Annotated in this window: 12 protein-coding genes and 1 pseudogene; 7 read left to right on the top strand and 6 right to left on the bottom strand. The window is 67.9% G+C overall.

Translation table 11 applies throughout. The features are described from left to right. The 5 genes and pseudogenes from ACIPVK_RS12775 to ACIPVK_RS12795 all read left to right on the top strand — a co-directional run. Positions 1–215 (top strand): annotated as a pseudogene (locus tag ACIPVK_RS12775) (serine hydroxymethyltransferase); the annotation flags it as partial. Positions 216–372: 157 nt separating this feature from the next. Then, positions 373–1,782: an L-serine ammonia-lyase gene (locus ACIPVK_RS12780; RefSeq protein ID WP_407612358.1), complete on the top strand. Its 1,410-nt coding sequence runs from the start codon at positions 373–375 to the stop codon at positions 1,780–1,782. A 131-nt stretch (positions 1,783–1,913) separates the two neighbouring features. Next, a complete protein-coding gene (locus ACIPVK_RS12785; RefSeq protein ID WP_407612359.1) occupies positions 1,914–2,435 on the top strand; it encodes a GNAT family N-acetyltransferase in 522 nt (173 codons plus the stop codon). 495 nt (positions 2,436–2,930) lie between these two features. Continuing rightward, positions 2,931–4,289 carry a magnesium transporter gene (gene mgtE, locus ACIPVK_RS12790; protein ID WP_407612360.1) on the top strand — a complete coding sequence of 453 codons (1,359 nt, stop codon included), beginning with the start codon at positions 2,931–2,933 and terminating at the stop codon, positions 4,287–4,289. Between the two features lie 199 nt (positions 4,290–4,488). Beyond that, positions 4,489–5,634, top strand: a complete 1,146-nt coding sequence (locus ACIPVK_RS12795; RefSeq protein ID WP_407612361.1) for a hypothetical protein — start codon at positions 4,489–4,491, stop codon at positions 5,632–5,634. A 92-nt stretch (positions 5,635–5,726) separates the two neighbouring features. Here ACIPVK_RS12795 and ACIPVK_RS12800 read toward each other — a convergent pair whose 3' ends face one another. Together ACIPVK_RS12800 and ACIPVK_RS12805 are read right to left on the bottom strand one after the other, a co-directional pair. Beyond that, positions 5,727–6,866: a metal ABC transporter solute-binding protein, Zn/Mn family gene (locus tag ACIPVK_RS12800; protein ID WP_407612362.1), complete on the bottom strand. Its 1,140-nt coding sequence runs from the start codon at positions 6,864–6,866 to the stop codon at positions 5,727–5,729. A 134-nt stretch (positions 6,867–7,000) separates the two neighbouring features. Beyond that, positions 7,001–8,308, bottom strand: a complete 1,308-nt coding sequence (locus ACIPVK_RS12805) for a YibE/F family protein (RefSeq protein ID WP_407612363.1) — start codon at positions 8,306–8,308, stop codon at positions 7,001–7,003. A gap of 246 nt (positions 8,309–8,554) precedes the next feature. On the opposite strand from ACIPVK_RS12805, the gene ACIPVK_RS12810 reads away from it, so the two are divergent. After that, on the top strand, positions 8,555–9,214 hold the full coding sequence (locus ACIPVK_RS12810; RefSeq protein ID WP_407612364.1) for a class I SAM-dependent methyltransferase: 660 nt from the start codon (positions 8,555–8,557) through the stop codon (positions 9,212–9,214). Here ACIPVK_RS12810 and ACIPVK_RS12815 read toward each other — a convergent pair. The 4 genes from ACIPVK_RS12815 to ACIPVK_RS12830 all read right to left on the bottom strand — a co-directional run bounded on the left by ACIPVK_RS12815 (position 9,201) and on the right by ACIPVK_RS12830 (position 14,296). Next, the gene (locus tag ACIPVK_RS12815) at positions 9,201–10,685 is read right to left on the bottom strand and encodes a gamma-aminobutyraldehyde dehydrogenase (RefSeq protein WP_407612365.1); all 1,485 of its coding nucleotides are present in this window, start codon (positions 10,683–10,685) and stop codon (positions 9,201–9,203) included. The genes ACIPVK_RS12810 and ACIPVK_RS12815 overlap by 14 nt on opposite strands. After that, positions 10,682–11,080, bottom strand: a complete 399-nt coding sequence (locus tag ACIPVK_RS12820; protein ID WP_407612366.1) for a cupin domain-containing protein — start codon at positions 11,078–11,080, stop codon at positions 10,682–10,684. The genes ACIPVK_RS12815 and ACIPVK_RS12820 overlap by 4 nt, the downstream gene beginning before the upstream one ends. Then, positions 11,077–12,543 carry an NAD(P)/FAD-dependent oxidoreductase gene (locus ACIPVK_RS12825; RefSeq protein ID WP_407612367.1) on the bottom strand — a complete coding sequence of 489 codons (1,467 nt, stop codon included), beginning with the start codon at positions 12,541–12,543 and terminating at the stop codon, positions 11,077–11,079. The genes ACIPVK_RS12820 and ACIPVK_RS12825 overlap by 4 nt, the downstream gene beginning before the upstream one ends. An 85-nt stretch (positions 12,544–12,628) precedes the next feature. Continuing rightward, the gene (locus ACIPVK_RS12830) at positions 12,629–14,296 is read right to left on the bottom strand and encodes an amidohydrolase (RefSeq protein ID WP_407612368.1); all 1,668 of its coding nucleotides are present in this window, start codon (positions 14,294–14,296) and stop codon (positions 12,629–12,631) included. A gap of 133 nt (positions 14,297–14,429) precedes the next feature. On the opposite strand from ACIPVK_RS12830, the gene ACIPVK_RS12835 reads away from it, so the two are divergent. Beyond that, a complete protein-coding gene (locus ACIPVK_RS12835; RefSeq protein WP_407612369.1) occupies positions 14,430–15,128 on the top strand; it encodes a TetR/AcrR family transcriptional regulator C-terminal domain-containing protein in 699 nt (232 codons plus the stop codon). Positions 15,129–15,156: the final 28 nt, after the last annotated feature.

The raw sequence follows: 15,156 nt of genomic DNA on the forward strand, positions 1-15,156 counted from the left end.
CGATGGTCACCTCCGGGCTGCGCATCGGCACCCCGGCGCTGGCCACCCGCGGCTTCTCCGAGGCGGCGTTCGTGGAGGTCGCGGACATCATCGCCGAGACCCTCATCGCCGGAACCCAGGCAGACAACGAGGCGACGCTCGCGGCCCTGAAGGACCGCGTCCACGCCCTGGCCAACGCACACCCGCTGTATCCGGATCTGGCCAAACTGGTCTAGTCCCGGACTCCATGCATGAAGCCGCGAGCCCGGGGCCCGAACGGTCCCGGGCTCGCGGTCTCTGCACCGTCCGTCGTGGCGCGCATCACACGCCCGGTCGTTCCTCCCTCCATCACCGAGACCCACCACTGCAGTACTTATGAAGGAAGTTCGTTCAATGGCTATCAGTGTTTTTGATCTTTTCACCGTCGGCATTGGGCCATCGTCATCACACACGGTGGGACCCATGCGCGCCGCCCACGCCTTCGCCGCGAAGCTGGTGCGCGAGGAACACCTCGGGCAGTTGGCCTCGCTGCGGGTTGATGTCTACGGGTCGCTGGCCGCGACCGGCCGCGGCCATGGAACCTTCACCGCGATCATGCTGGGGCTCGAAGGCTACGAGCCCGAGGCCATCCTGCCCTCCGAGGTCGATGAGCGCCTGGACGACATGGCGGCGACCGGCAAGCTGCAATTGTGCAAGGCCCTGGGTGGCGGCAAGGAAATCGACTACAAGGTCGAGGACATGATCCAGCACCCGCTCACGGTCCTGCCGCGGCACACCAACGGCATGAAGATGGCCGCCTTGGATGCCGAGGGCAACGTCCTGGCGGAGGACACCTATTATTCGGTGGGCGGCGGCTTCATCGTGCGCGAGGGCGCCGAGGAAAAGCTTGCTGCCAACCTTGAGGAAGCAGTCAACGCCCAGCCCTACCCCTTCCGCACCGCGGCCGAGCTGCTGGAGCACTGCGCCACCACCGGCATGTCCATTGCCGGGGTGATGGCCGCGAACGAGGAAACCTACCGTTCCAAGGAGGAGATCCGCTCCGGGCTGATGCACATCTGGCAGGTCATGGAGGATTGCAAGGATGCCTCGCTGGAACGCGAGGGGATCCTGCCCGGTGGCCTCAAGGTCCGCCGCCGCGCCCCGGAATGGCACAAGCGCCTGGCCAAGGAGGACAAGGACCGCGACCCGGTGTACTGGCAGGAATGGGTGAACCTGGTGGCGCTGGCCGTCAACGAGGAAAATGCCTCCGGCGGACGGGTGGTCACGGCCCCCACCAACGGAGCGGCGGGCATCATCCCGGCCGTCATGTTCTACGCAACCCACTACGCGCCCGGCGCCAAGTACTGGAACCAGGAGGAGCGCGAGGACGTGATCGTGCGCTTCCTGCTCACCGCCGCTGCCATCGGCGTGCTCTACAAGGAGCAGGCCTCGATCTCCGGCGCGGAGGTCGGCTGCCAGGGCGAGGTCGGTTCGGCCTCCTCGATGGCCGCCGGCGGCCTGGCCGAGATCCTCGGCGGCACCGTGGACCAGGTGGAGAACGCCGCGGAAATCGCGATGGAGCACAACCTCGGGCTGACCTGCGACCCCATTGGCGGCTTGGTGCAGATCCCGTGCATCGAGCGCAACGCGATCGCCGCCTCCAAGGCCATCAACGCCGCCAAGATGGCGCTGATGGGCGACGGGCAGCATCACGTGACCCTCGACGAGGTCATCATCACCATGCGCGAGACCGGCAAGGACATGAGCGACAAGTACAAGGAAACCGCCATGGGCGGGCTGGCCGTGAACGTGATCGAGTGCTAGCGGCATAGCCGCGCCTGCGAGCGGCCCGGTGTGCGCCAGGTCCCGGGATTCCCCGGGTGCCCCGGCACTCGCCGGGCCGTTGCGTGTATCCGGTGCCGGAGGGAAGGAAACGGGCTGGTAGCCTTCAAAGCATGCTTGAGATCCGACCGTTCACCGCCGCCGACGCCGCGGCAGCCCTTGATGCGCGCACCGAACTGGACGCCGACGACTTCGACTTCCTGCTCGGGTACTCGTCCCGGCGCGGATTCGATTCCTACCTCGAGCAGCTCGCGGCCCACGAACAGGGACTGGGCTTGCCTGCCGGCTGGGTCCGCTCCGCGCTCTGGGGCGCCTTCGACGACGGCATCTTGGTGGGCAGGACCTGCATCAGGTTCGAGCTCAACGAGCACCTGCTCTCGGTCGGCGGGCACATCGGCTACGCGGTCCGCCCCGAACACCGCAGGCGCGGCCACGCCACGGGGATCCTGCGCCTCTCCCTGGCGCAATTGGCGCAGCGCAACATCGCCTCGGCCCTGCTGACCTGCCGGGAAGACAACGTCGGCTCGGCCCGCACCATCGAGGCCAACGGGGGAGTGCTGGAGAACGTCGTCGAGGCCTCCGACGGTCCCACCCGGCGATACTGGGTTCCCACCCGTCCGGCCCCGCGAAGCTGAGCACCCCGCGTACCGCGGGCGCGGACCCGCATTGGCCGTTTGCCTTGCCCGTGGCCTAGCATGGGACTAACGCCCGGGCCCCGGTGCGGCAACGCGCGAGAGCGATGCCGGCCAGGGGATGTACCGGCCCCAGCACGGATGGAGGTGACCGCACGCATGGACGACGGACCTAGCCGATCTACCGCGCCGCGCGGGCAACACCTCAGCGCCCGGGAATCCCTCACCATTTAGCCATGACCGTCCTTTCCTCCGGCAGGTGCCAAGCACCGGGTCCGTGAAGGCAGGCAAGTCGCGCCCGGCGCCCCGCGCCGGGAACGGATCCGCTTCGGCGGGTCCCTGCTGCACGTCCGTGAGGAATTCCCCGAAGGGTTTGGCAGGTGCTGCGCGGCTGCGGTTCCACGCACTGCCCAAGCACACATCACCCACTGCAGGCACGCGCCGCCGGTACCCGCCGGTGCGATGCTCGCGTGCGTGTCCACCGGAGGGAACCGGAACATGATCAAGACTCCCGCGAGCTCGTTCGACACCAGCTCGGAGCAACTGGCCAAGGCCCTGGCAGCCAACGACATTGCCGCAACGTCACGGGTGTTCCACGCCCTGGGGACCACCGAAACCCTTGAGCAGCTCGAGCGACTGAACACCATTGACAGGGCCCTGGCCTACCGCACGCTCCCCAAGGACCGTGCCATGGGGGTCTTCGAGCGCCTTGATGCCTCGCTGCAGGCCGACCTGGTGTCCGGCCTGCAGGAGGAGGACGTCGCCGAGGTCTTTGCCTCCCTGAGCCCCGATGACCGCGTCGCCCTGGTCGACGAGCTGCCGGCAGCGGTCGCCAACCGGCTGATCCTGGGCCTGGACGCGAAGGAACGCGCACTGACCGGCACGGTGCTGGGCTACCCGCAGGGCGCGGTGGGACGCTGCATGAGCCCGGAGTTCGTGACCACGCGTCCCGGGAACAACGCGGGGCAGACCCTGGCGCGGGTGCGCGCCCTGCTCGATGACGCCGAGAGCGTGTACACCATCCTCGTCACCGATGCGGGCCGCCGCCTGGTGGGAGTGGTGTCGTTGCGTGATGTCCTGCGTGCCGAGCCCGGGGAGCTCGTCGAGGGGATCATGAAGAAGCCCATCTCCGTGGGGGCATCCCTGGATGCGGAGGAAGCCGCCCGCTACTGCGCCGACGCGAAGGTCCTGGTGCTGCCGGTGGTGGACGACGAGGAGCGCCTTGTGGGGATCCTGACGGTGGATGACGCGCTGGGGATCCTGGAGGAGGCCGAGTCCGAGGACGCCGCCCGGTCCGGCGGCTCCGAGCCGCTGCGCCGACCATACCTGGCGACCCCGGTGCGTTCGATCGTGCGGGCCCGCGTGGTGTGGCTGCTGGTGCTGGCGCTCGGCGCGACGCTGACGGTGCAGGTCATCGGCGCGTTCGAGGCCACCCTCGAGGCGCAAGTGGTGCTCTCGCTGTTCATCCCGCTGCTCATCGGCACCGGCGGGAACACCGGCAACCAGGCCGCGACCACCATCACCCGCGCCCTGGCGCTGGGGGATGTGCGGCCGCGGGACGTGCTCAAGGTGTTCGTGCGCGAGGTGCGTGTCGGTGCCCTGCTGGGACTGCTGCTCGGGGCCCTCGGCTTCTCGATCGCGGCGCTGGCCTTCAGCGTGCCCCTCGGGTTGGTCATCGGGCTGACGCTGCTGGGGGTGTGCACCATGGCCGCGAGCATCGGCGGGCTGATGCCGCTGCTGGGCAAGGCGGTGCGCGCGGACCCGGCGGTCTTCTCCAACCCCTTCATCTCCACGTTCGTCGATGCGGCGGGGCTGGTCATCTACTTCCTGGTCGCCACCGCCGTCCTGGGACTGTAGCAACCGGTGCCAACCGGGGTGCGACGTGCGGGTTAAGGTACCCGTCATCGCGGTCCGCGACGGGGCACGGATCGCACCATCGTACCTAATGAAATCCCTTTTGAGCAGACCCTTTCGGCGGGGCGTCCCGCGGTGCTACGGTGAGCAGACGGATCGAATCGGCACGCAGGGGCTTCCCCGCGTGGGAAGGAGTTCCCCCATGGCATCACGCGCAGGTTCCACAGGAATCGACGCCTCGCTCTACCGTCGAGAGGGCCAATGGTGTACCGCCCTCGTCGACGTTTCGCTAGGAACAACCGCGGCACAGGAAGCGGTTGACGCACTCCCCGACCAGGTGGGGAAACTTCTCGGCTCGCAACAGGCCGCCGAAGCAGACATCGGCGCCCTCAAGGGAGCCCTGCTGCCGGCCGACGGACACGCGGCACCGGTTGCCCGCTTCGTGGCGGTGAACAACGGCGAGGTCGTTCTCGACGAAATCATTGATGGCCTGAAGGTCGAAACCGCGGATGTCGACTGCGGCCCCTTCCCGAACCTGGTGGCCCTGGCCCGCGCCCGCGGCGGGCAATTCCCCTACCTGGTGGCCGAGGCGGGCCGCGACGGCGGCGAAGTCAGGCTTTACCACTCCGCGGTCCAGGGCGTCGAGGCCAGCCGCGGCGTCGTCGGGGACCCCGAGGAAGCACACCATGCCCGCAAGGTCCCGGGGCGCTACGACGAACCGAAGAACCGCTCCTCGACCGAGGAGATCTGGCGGCGCAATGCCGATGAGCTGGCCAAGCAGATCGACGAGCTGGCCCGCGAAAACTACGTGAAGCTCATTGTGCTGGCCGGCGACGTCAAGGCCCGGGAGCTGGTCGCCAGCAAGCTCGGGGCGGCGAACAAGCCGATCACCAGCATCCTCGAGCAGCACACGCGCACGGGAGGCGCGGACCAGGCCGCATTCGCCGCGGCCGTGCAGGAACAGGTCGATGAGGTGCTGGGCAGGGACGTGCAGGAACTGTCCGACCGCGTGGCAAACCGCAGCGGTAACGGCCGGACGGAACTGGCCCTGGGCTTCGACGAGGTCGTCGCCGCCCTGCAGCAGGCACAGGCCGAGACGGTGCTGGTGGGCCAGTACCAGGACGATGAGACGCTCATCGCGCTGGACGCGGACCCGTGGCTCTGCGGCGAGGACTCGGAGGAACATTCCGACTCGGTCATCGGGTCCTGGCCGGCACCGGAGGTGCTCCTGCGGGCGACGGCGCTGACCGACGCGACCATCCGGTATGTGCCCGAGGGCGTGCTGCCCGACGGCGTGGGCATTGCGGCGCTGCTGCGCTGGCCCAAGACCACGGAGGCGGGTGCCTGAGCGATAGGCGGCAAGCACAAAAAGTCGGCCCGGTGGCTGGCGAACCAATCGGTTCGCCCGCCACCGGGCCTCTTTTTGCCTGGGGGATCGCGCTACTTGGCCAGGGCCTCCACGGCCTGGATGTTGGAGTCCATCCAGGACACGTAGTCGGTGTTCGGCGGCAGGGTTTCGGTGAAGTCGATGACGGGCACCTTCGCCGCGTCGGCCTGCTTGCGGATGCGTTCGGTCTGCGGGCTTTCGGTCTGGGTGTTGTAGGCCAGCATGTCGATGTCCCCGGCGTCGAAGCGCTTGCCCATTTCGTTGAAGGCCTGCGGGGAGACCTCGCCGCCGCCCTCGATGGATTCGCTCAGGCCCTCGGGGGTCGCGTCGCTCATGCCCAGGTCCTCCAACAGGTGGAAGGGCACCGGCTCGGTCATCGCGAAGTGCTTGCCGTCCAGGGAACCATGCAGCTTTTCGACCTTGGCTTCGAGGTTCTTCAGGTCCGAAGTCAGCGATGCGGCGTTGGCGGTGAAGGTGGCGGCGCCCTCGGGCTTCAGCACGGCGAGGCGCTTGGCGATCTCGTCGGTGAGCAGGCGCATCGATTCGAGGTCGTACCAGACATGCTCGTTGTAGGAGGCGTGGCCGTGGCCCTCGTGTTCGTCGGCGGTGGCTTCCTCGGCGGCGTGGTCGTCGTGCGCTGCGGCTTCGTCGGCGTGTTCGTCGTGCGCTGCGGCTTCGTCGGCGTGTTCGTCGTGCGCTGCGGCTTCGTCGGCGTGTTCGTCGTGCGCTGCGGCTTCATCGGCGTGCTCGTCGTGTGCGGCGGCCTCATCGGCGTGCTCGTCATGCTTGCCGGTGTCCTCGGCCTTTTCCCCTGCGGCAATCGGCGAGGTGTCGACGGCGTTGATGACCGTGGACTCGGACAGCTTGAGGTCCTTGGCCAGGACGTCCATGAAGGCGTCGTATCCGCCGCCGTTGGCGACCACGAGCTGGGCCTTGGACAAGGCGAGCTTGTCCCGGGACGTGGCCTCGTAGGAGTGCGGGTCCTGCGACACGGAGTTGATGACGGGGCTTGCCTCCACCAGGTCCCCGCCGATCCGGCTGACCAGGTCGGCGTAGACGGTGGTGCTGGTGACCACCTGCAGCCTGCCCTGTTCGGCGGCGGATTCCTGGCCGGAAGCGTTTCCGCCGCAGGCCGCCAGGGCGAGCGTGCCGGCAACGGCCAGGGGGATGAGGCGAAGTGTTCGACGATTCATGGGTGAAGCGATCCTTTGAGGGCCAGGGAAGGTTGCGTACGACTACTCAGTCTAAACTAAACAAGAACCATTATCATTAATTTGTGACGAACGCGGTGTTGGGCGTGCACGGACGGAAACCCGTCCGTGGGGGCCTAGTCGACGTCGGCCGAGAGAGGCTGCCGGGCGCGTCGCCCCGACGGCCTGGGGTTGCCGGCCGCGGCGGGGGAAGCGGTGTCCGCCGATCCGTTGCCCGATCCGTTGCCCGAGCCGACGGCCTTGACCACGGCCACGGCGATCGCGGTGGTCACCGGGATGGCCAGGACCAGGCCGATTGAACCGACCAGGATCCGGATGACCTCTTCGGCCATCTGGCCCGTGGTGAGGGTGTCGATCAGGGGGCGGTCGTACAGGCTCACGAGCACCAGGATCGGCAGGGCGGCACCGGCGTAGGCGAAGGCGATGGTGTAGACGGTCGAGGCGATGTGGTCGCGGCCGATGCGCATGCCCGAGGCAAAAAGCTGCCGTGCCGTGGAATGCGGGGCGATTTCCGCCAGTTCCCATACGGCTGAAGACTGGGTGATGGTCACGTCGTTGAGCACGCCCATGCCGGCGATGAGCAGGCCGCACAAGAGCAACCCGGAGAGGCTGAGCTCGGGCACCACGGTGCTCAGGGTCAGGGCGGAATCCTCGGTGGCCCCGGTCAATGCCGCCGCATCGGTGGCCCAGGTGGCGATGGCCGCGGTGACCCCCAACCCGAACAAGGTCCCCAACAGGGCCGTGGAGGTCCGGGCCGAGAATCCGTGGGCGAAGTAGAGGGCGGCAAACATGACGATGGTGGAGGTGGTGAGCCCGACCAGCATGGGGGACTTGCCTTCGAGCAGTGCCGGGATCATGAAGCTGACGATGAAGACCAACCCGCCGGCGAGCCCCGCCAGGGCCCGCAGCCCGCGCCATCGCGCAACCCAGCACACGACCACCGCGTAGGCGATGCCCAGCAGGGCCAAGGGGGTCGAGCGCACGAAGTCCACGAAGACGTAGGGGGCCGAGGAATCGGAGGTGTGCGACAGGTCGAGGTACTTGATCTTGTCCCCGGCCACCAGCGGCCGGGACTGCGTGGTTTCGGGCGGCACTTCCAGCGCGAAGGATGCGCCGCCGGTTTCGGGGGTGACATAGGAAATGTCGCACAGCAGTTCCTGGCCGCCTACCTCGTCCAGCCCCTGGGTGGAGGGACAGGTCTCGCTCACCGTCCGGGTGACGGTTCCGGTGGACAGTTCCACCCCGTTGGCGGTGTCGAAGACGTCGTTGAGGGGCGACTTGGTGATGCCGCCGCTGGGCCAGAGCATGAGGGTTGCCACCAACGCCAGCACCCCCACGGGGGCGAGCAGGATCCAGAGGATGAGGTTGGCGCGCCGGCGCCGGGCCGGGTCAACGAGTACGTCGGCGTGGTGGTGTCCGCCCATGAAAGGTTCAGCTCCAGATCGATTGCGTGCCGTGTCTCCCCAAGAGACCCCCAACCAGAACAGTGTAGCGATTCGGCGGGGGCGCGGGGCCCCGTGGCTTCCGCCGGGGTGTGGAGATTCGTCGCGGCGTGGGTGCGAATTGCGCTCGAAGCGGCCGCAAGCCACGGAGGTGTCGCGCCAAGGGGCCCTCGACAAGGCCTCGACGGTGCGCGGACGCGCCCCGTGTCCGGGATTAGACTCGATGCCATGTCGATTTCCCGCATTCGGGACGCCTACTCGGACCGGGCCGATGAATACATCGAGGCTTTTGGATCGATAGGGGATGTCCATCCGAAAGATCTGGCTCTGGTGCACAGCTTCGCGAAACGCGCCGGCGGCCCCCTTGTCGATGCCGGGTGCGGCCCGGGCCATTGGACGGCCTTGCTGCATGAGCACGGGTGCGAGGTCGAGGGGGTCGATCTTTCCCCGGCATTCATCGAGCGTGCGCGGCAAAGATTCCCCCACGTCCCGTTCAGGGTCGGGAACCTTGAAGCCTTGGGCAGGCAGGACGGGTCAGTGGCGGGCATCCTGTCCTGGTACTCGATCATCCACACGGAACCGCGGGATGTGGGCCCGGTCTTGCGGGAATTCGCCCGCTGCGTCACGGCCGGTGGTCTTGTTCTCCTGGGGTTCTTCGACGGACCCGCCGTGGAGGCCTTCGAGCACAAGGTCGTGACGGCTTACCGGTGGCCGGTCACAGGCCTTTGCGGGGAACTCGAGGATGCCGGGTTCGCCATCCTCGAGGTTCACATGCGAACGGATCCCGGCCACCGGCCCCATGGCGCGATTCTCGCGCGCAGGGCGGGTTCCGGCGAGGCCGGTGAGCCGGCAACGGCCCCGAGGTCTGGAACGATCAACGCTGCCTGAAGACGGTGTCCTGCCATTCCTTGTGCACGTCGGTGTCGTGGGAGATGAGCACGTGCTTGACGTTGGTGTACTCCTCGAAGGAATAGCTGCTCATGTCCTTGCCGAAGCCCGAGGCCTTGTAGCCGCCGTGCGGCATTTCCGAGACGATCGGGATGTGCTCGTTGACCCACACGCAACCGGCCTGGATCTGGGCGGCGGCTCGCATGGCGAGGTTGAGGTCGTTGGTCCAGGCGGAGGCCGCCAGGCCGTACGGTGTGTCGTTGGCCAGTTCGATGGCCTCGTCCTCGGTCTCGAAGGGAAGGGCGACCAGCACGGGCCCGAAGATCTCCTGCTGCACGATTTCGCTGTCCTGGGTGGCGCCGGTGACCAGGGTCGGGCGGTAGAACGCTCCCGGGTGCTCGGGGGCAAGCCCGCCGGCCAGCACACTGGCACCGGAGTCCCTCGCGCGCTGGACCACGGAGGCGACCTTGTCGCGGTGGCCGAGGGAGATCAGCGAGCCCATGTCGGTGTCCGGATCGGTGGGGTCCCCGACGACCATTGCGTCCATGAGTTCGGCGACCCGTTTGGTGAATTTCTCGAACAGCGAGGAGTGCACGTAGGCACGAGTCGCAGCGGTGCAGTCCTGGCCGGCGTTGATGGTGGATCCGGCCACGGCGCCGTGGGCGGCGGCCTCGACGTCGGCGTCCTTGAAGACCACCAGCGGGGCCTTGCCGCCGAGTTCCAGGTGGACGCGCTTGCCGGTTTCTGAGGCCATTTCCATGATGCGCCGTCCGACGGCGGTGGAGCCGGTGAAGGAGCTCATGACCACCTGCGGGTGGCGGACCAGGGCCTCGCCGATCTCGCGGCCGGTGCCGACGACCACGTTGATCACGCCGTCGGGGATTCCGGCTGCGGTGGCGGCCTCGGCAAAGAGCAACGTGGTGCCGGGGGTCAGCTCGCTGGGCTTGAGCACGATGGTGTTGCCTGCGGCGATTGCCGGCAGGATCTTCCAGGCTGCCATCTGCAACGGGTAGTTCCACGGGGCGATGGAGCCGATCACGCCGATGGCCTCGCGGCGGATCATCGAGGTGGAGTTTCCCGCATAGTCGCCGGCGGCCTGTCCCTGCAGGTTCCGGGCCGCACCTGCGAAGAAGTTCACGTTGTCGATGGTGCCCGGCACGTCGAACTCGTGGGACATGCGGGTGGACTTTCCTGTCTGTTCGGTTTCCAGGGCGGCGAGTTCGGCGGCGCGGGTGCCCAGTTCGGTGGCGAAGGCCAGCAGGTGGTCGGCGCGGGCTCCCGGGGTCCGACGCGACCAGGAGTCGAAGGCGGCGGAAGCGGCGCCGACAGCGTCCTCGACGTCGGCGACGGAGGCATAGTCGAGACTCTGGGCGACCCGGCCGGTGGCCGGGTTGATGCGTTCTGCGGTCCCTCCGCGGCCGAGCCGGTATTCGCCGTTAATGAATTGATGGCCTTGGGTGGTGGTGTTCATGACGAGCTCCCGGAAGGTTCGGTGGGTGTGAAATAGATCTTGCGCAGGGGTTCGGTGACGGTCCAGGTGGTCTTCATGCCGGCGCTCAGCCGCATGACGGTGCCGGGGACAAGCCCGGCGGTGCGTGCCGGGTGGCCCTCGAATGGCTCGATGACCACGGTTCCGTGTCCGGCGGTGACGAAGAAGACCTCCTCGGCTTCCACGTCGTACATTGATCCGGTACCCATCTCCCAGATGCCGAACTCGGTGCCTGCGAGGCTGCCCAGCGGCACCGTGCCCGTCGTGGCGGATTCGCCGGCGGCTTGGTCGGCCGGGAGAGGTTCGCGGACCAGTGGCACCCGGTTTACACGAAGGGTCTGGCCGCCGCTAAGCTGCGGGAAGCCGGTGTCGCTCATGAGTCGAACCCCATTCCCACAGCATCCATGGCCTTGAGGAACGGTCCGCGACGGCCCTGGTTTCGATCGGCCTTGACCAGGGCGTTGGTCATGAGCTTCACGCCCAGCCAGGCAGCCGGTTCCGGAGGGAAGGGCAATGGCTTCTTCCTGACCATTTCCAGCTCGGTGAGTTCGGTCTTGTAGCCCGAGAGCAGGTCAAGCATGACGCGGGCGCCGAAGCGCGTGGCCCCCACGCCCAGGCCGGTGAACCCTGCGCAGTACGCGACCTGGCCGGCATGGGAGGTGTCGAAGAAGGAAAAGAAGCGGCTGCAGGTGTCGATGGCCCCGCCCCATGCGTGGGAGAACCTGATTCCTTCCAGCTGCGGGAAGGTGCCCAGGAAGTGCGCGGCCAGCTTCCTGAAGGTCGCATCGTGCCTGTCGTATTGGGCCTTGATCTCCCGGCCGTAGTGGTAGACGGCGTCGTAGCCGCCATAGAGGAGGCGCCAGCCGCCGTCCTTGTCGAGGGTGGGGCGCGAGTAGTGGAAGCGGTTGTTCATGTCCGCCAGTCCCATGTTTTCCTTCCAGCCGATGGCCTCGCGCTGGGCGGCGGTGAGCGGCTCGGTCATCAGGGCATAGTCGTAGACCGGGATGGTGTGCAGCCGATGGCGCTTGAGCAGGGACGGGAAGGCGTTGGTGGCCAGGGCAACCCGCCGGGCGGCAACCTGTCCGGCACCGGTGCGCACCTGGATCCCTGTGCGGGTGGCGCTGAGCTCCTCGCCCCTGGTGTGCTCGAAGACCTTCACTCCCAATTCGAGGCACACCCGCCTCAGGCCCCAGGCGAGCTTGGCCGGGTGCACCAGCACCGTGGTCTCCCTGTCCCAGATTCCGGCCTCGAAGAGCGGGGAGTTGATATGGGTGCGCACCTCGGAGGCGTCCATGGCACCAAGCTCCGGATTCCCTGCTGCCTCTTCTTCCAGCCATGGCACCTGGTGCTTCTCGGTGGCGACGGTCAGCACGCCGCTGGGGGTGAGGTCGCAGTCGATATCGTATTTCTTGACGGTCTTGATGATGCCGGCGAGGTTTTCGGCACCGAGCTCGGTCAGCCGCTTGTTTTCCCTGGGCAGATGCTTTTCGCCGTTGGATTCGCCGTGGACCAGGGAAGCTTCGCAAAATCCGCCATTGCGCCCCGAGGCTGCCCAGCCCACGGTCTCGGCCTCGATGAGCACGACCTCGCGTCCGGGGTCTTTTTCCTTGGCCAGCAGGGCGGTCCACAGTCCGGTGTAGCCGCCACCGACGACCAGCAGGTCGGTGGCGACGTTGCCTTCCAGCGCGGGCAGGGCCATGGGACGGTCCGGATGCCGGAGCCAATAGGGGGAATATGCGGTGCCGGACAGGGAGGCATCGATGGCGGAGCCTGATGCGGCCGCCTCCAGGCGGTCGAAGGAGACGGGGCTGCCGTTGGAGGTGGCAGGGCTGCTGCTCATGGGGGATCCTTGCATGAAAGTGGGGGAAGGGTGCGGGCGCGTGCACATGGCTTGCGGGGATCGGGCGACGGGGAACGGGCGGGGCCTACACGCGCGCGGTGGCACGGGCAAAGACCACGTGCCCGGCGGCGAGAGTGAGTTCCACCCCCACGGCATGCAAATCGCGGGAGTCAAGGGCGAACGGGTCCGAGTCCAGCAGGACCATGTCGGCGCGGGACCCGGGGCCAAGGCTTCCGCCCTCGGCATCGCGGTTGATCCAGGCGCTGCCGGCCGTGTAGCCGCGCATGGCCTCCAGCAGGGTGATGGCCTGGCCCGGCACCAGCGGCTCGGCGTCGGGGTGGTCCGGGTGGCTGCGGTTCACCGCGACGTGGATGGCCTGGAAGGGGTTGGGTGTGGAGACCGGCCAGTCCGATCCCATGACCAGGTGCGCCCCGGCATCGATCAGGGAACGGAAGGGGTACTGCCACCCGGCGCGCTCGGCCCCGAGGAACGGGGTGGTCAGCTCCGTCATTTGGTCGTCGTTGCAGGCCCACAGCGCCTGGGCGTTGATGCTGAGCCCCAGCGCTCCGAAGCGGGCGACGTCCTCGGGGTGGATGACCTGCAGGTGCGCGAGGTGGTGCCGTCCGGAGCCGACGCCGTTGGCGGCGCGGGCCGCTTCGAGTGCATCGAGTCCCATGCGGGCTGCGCCGTCGCCGATGACGTGCAGGTGCAAGTCGAAGCCGGCGGCATCCAGGGCGATCGCCACCGCGCCCAGAACCTCCCGGGAAAGGTAGCGCAGCCCGGTGGACCCCGTGGAGTCGGGTCCGCAGGCGCAGGTGCGCAGGTAGGGATCGAGCATCGCGGCGGTTTGGTTTTCCGCGACCCCGTCGACCATGATCTTGGCGGTGGTGGTGCGGAACCCGGCCGCGGCGTTTTCCTGCCGGCGGGCCAGGAAATCCTCGACCAGGTGCGGCACGTCCCCGAGCGTGGTTTCGCGGGGGACCCAGAGGGCGCCGGCGGCCTGTCCGCTCACGAGCCCCTCGGCGTACAGGGCGCGGTAGGTTTCCGATCCGTCGCGGTACCCGGCGTAGTTCCCCAGGATTGCTTCCTGCCAGCCGGTGATCCCGAATGAATGAAGATACGCCTGGCCGGCGAGCAGCCCCGCGCGCAGGGTTGCGGTGTCGGGGGAGGGGAGAAGCGCGTTGACCAGGTCCATGGCACCTTCGTGCAGCGTGCCGGTGGGATTTCCCCGCCCGTCGCGTTCGATGCGCCCGTCCTCCGGGTCCGGGGTGGACGCGGTGATCCCGGCCAGGTGCAGGGCGGCGGTGTTGACCCAGGCACCGTGGTGGTCGCGGTTGATCAGGTAGGCGGGCGTCCCGCCGGTGACCGGGTCCAGCAGTTCGGCGGTGGGGGTCCCTCCGGGGAAATCGCTCATGGACCAGCCGCCGCCGGTGATCCAGTCCTTCGTGTTGCCTGCGGCGTAGGACTCGACGGCGGCCAGGGTGGCAGCGATGCCGGCGGCGCCGGTGAGGTCGCAGGCCAGCGACTCGACCCCGCCCATCAGGGTGTGGACGTGCGCGTCGGTGAATCCGGGGGACAGGGCACGCCCTTCCAAGGAAACGTCGTGCTCCGGTGCCGGCAGTGCCTGGCGGACCTGCGCCTCGGGTCCCACGGCCAGGATGCGGCCATCGCGCACGGCGACGGCGCTGCCCGGGTCCAGGATGGTCTGGCCGTCAAAGATGGTGCCCGAATGAAATAGCCAAGTCTCGCTCACAGGTGCCCTTTCGGTGTGGAAGCGTGCGGGTGCCGCCGAACGAATGAAGTGTGTTCCAGTTCATAAAATCGCAGTCATGGCCTAAAGTCAACGGTGTTGACTTTAGTGATCGGCGAGGGAGCTGAACCAGGCGATGGACACCAACGAGCCCGCAAACGAGGCGGGGAACACGGCCCCGGCACCGCGCCGGCGCGCGCAGGGACTGGGGCGGGAAGTCATTCTCGAGGCCTGCCTGAAACTTGCCCATGGAACCGAACCCGACGCGCTGTCCTTCCGCAAGATCGGCAAGGAGCTCGGGGCGGATCCCACGGCGTTGTACCGCCACTTCGCCGACAAGGACGAGCTGCTGCTGGCGCTCGCCGACCGCGTCATTGCCAAGGGCATGGAGGGCTACCGCCCGGGCCCGAGTTGGGAAGCGTCGCTGCGGGACCTGATGCTGCGGACCCGGGCGAGTTTCCTGCGCTACCCGCAAGTCGCAACGCTGGCCGCGCTCCGCGTGACGCGGCAGGAGGGCGAGCTGGAATTCATCGAGGCCATGCTCGGCGCCCTGGATCGGGCGGGCTTCGAGAGGCGGGAAGCGGTGCGGGTGTACCGGGCCTGCGGTGACTTCATGTTGGCGTGGACCGGTTTCAGTGCGGGACTGGTGCTGCTGGGTGAGAAGTCGGCCCTGGACGACGAGGCCTGGGTGAGCCGTTATGCGGAGGTCTCGGCGCAGCAGTACCCGTTGGCGGTGTCGTCGGTGGAGATGATGGCCGCGGTGCAGGACGAGGACAACCACCGCTTCGCCCTGGACCTGCTGCTGGGAGGGATCGCCGCGCGGCTGGCCAACTGAGTGCCGAAACGGCATCGGCGGGGTACCG

The sequence above is a fragment of the Paeniglutamicibacter sp. MACA_103 genome (assembly GCF_045798555.1).
GTDB lineage: Bacteria > Actinomycetota > Actinomycetes > Actinomycetales > Micrococcaceae > Paeniglutamicibacter.

Coding starts and splice junctions, on each gene's coding strand:
- mgtE (WP_407612360.1), top strand. CDS start 2,931: ATGATCAAGACTCCCGCGAGCTCGTTCGACACCAGCTCGGAGCAACTG.
- ACIPVK_RS12815 (WP_407612365.1), bottom strand. CDS start 10,685: ATGAACACCACCACCCAAGGCCATCAATTCATTAACGGCGAATACCGG.
- ACIPVK_RS12810 (WP_407612364.1), top strand. CDS start 8,555: ATGTCGATTTCCCGCATTCGGGACGCCTACTCGGACCGGGCCGATGAA.
- ACIPVK_RS12795 (WP_407612361.1), top strand. CDS start 4,489: ATGGCATCACGCGCAGGTTCCACAGGAATCGACGCCTCGCTCTACCGT.
- ACIPVK_RS12820 (WP_407612366.1), bottom strand. CDS start 11,080: ATGAGCGACACCGGCTTCCCGCAGCTTAGCGGCGGCCAGACCCTTCGT.
- ACIPVK_RS12785 (WP_407612359.1), top strand. CDS start 1,914: ATGCTTGAGATCCGACCGTTCACCGCCGCCGACGCCGCGGCAGCCCTT.
- ACIPVK_RS12800 (WP_407612362.1), bottom strand. CDS start 6,866: ATGAATCGTCGAACACTTCGCCTCATCCCCCTGGCCGTTGCCGGCACG.
- ACIPVK_RS12780 (WP_407612358.1), top strand. CDS start 373: ATGGCTATCAGTGTTTTTGATCTTTTCACCGTCGGCATTGGGCCATCG.
- ACIPVK_RS12805 (WP_407612363.1), bottom strand. CDS start 8,308: ATGGGCGGACACCACCACGCCGACGTACTCGTTGACCCGGCCCGGCGC.
- ACIPVK_RS12825 (WP_407612367.1), bottom strand. CDS start 12,543: ATGAGCAGCAGCCCTGCCACCTCCAACGGCAGCCCCGTCTCCTTCGAC.
- ACIPVK_RS12835 (WP_407612369.1), top strand. CDS start 14,430: ATGGACACCAACGAGCCCGCAAACGAGGCGGGGAACACGGCCCCGGCA.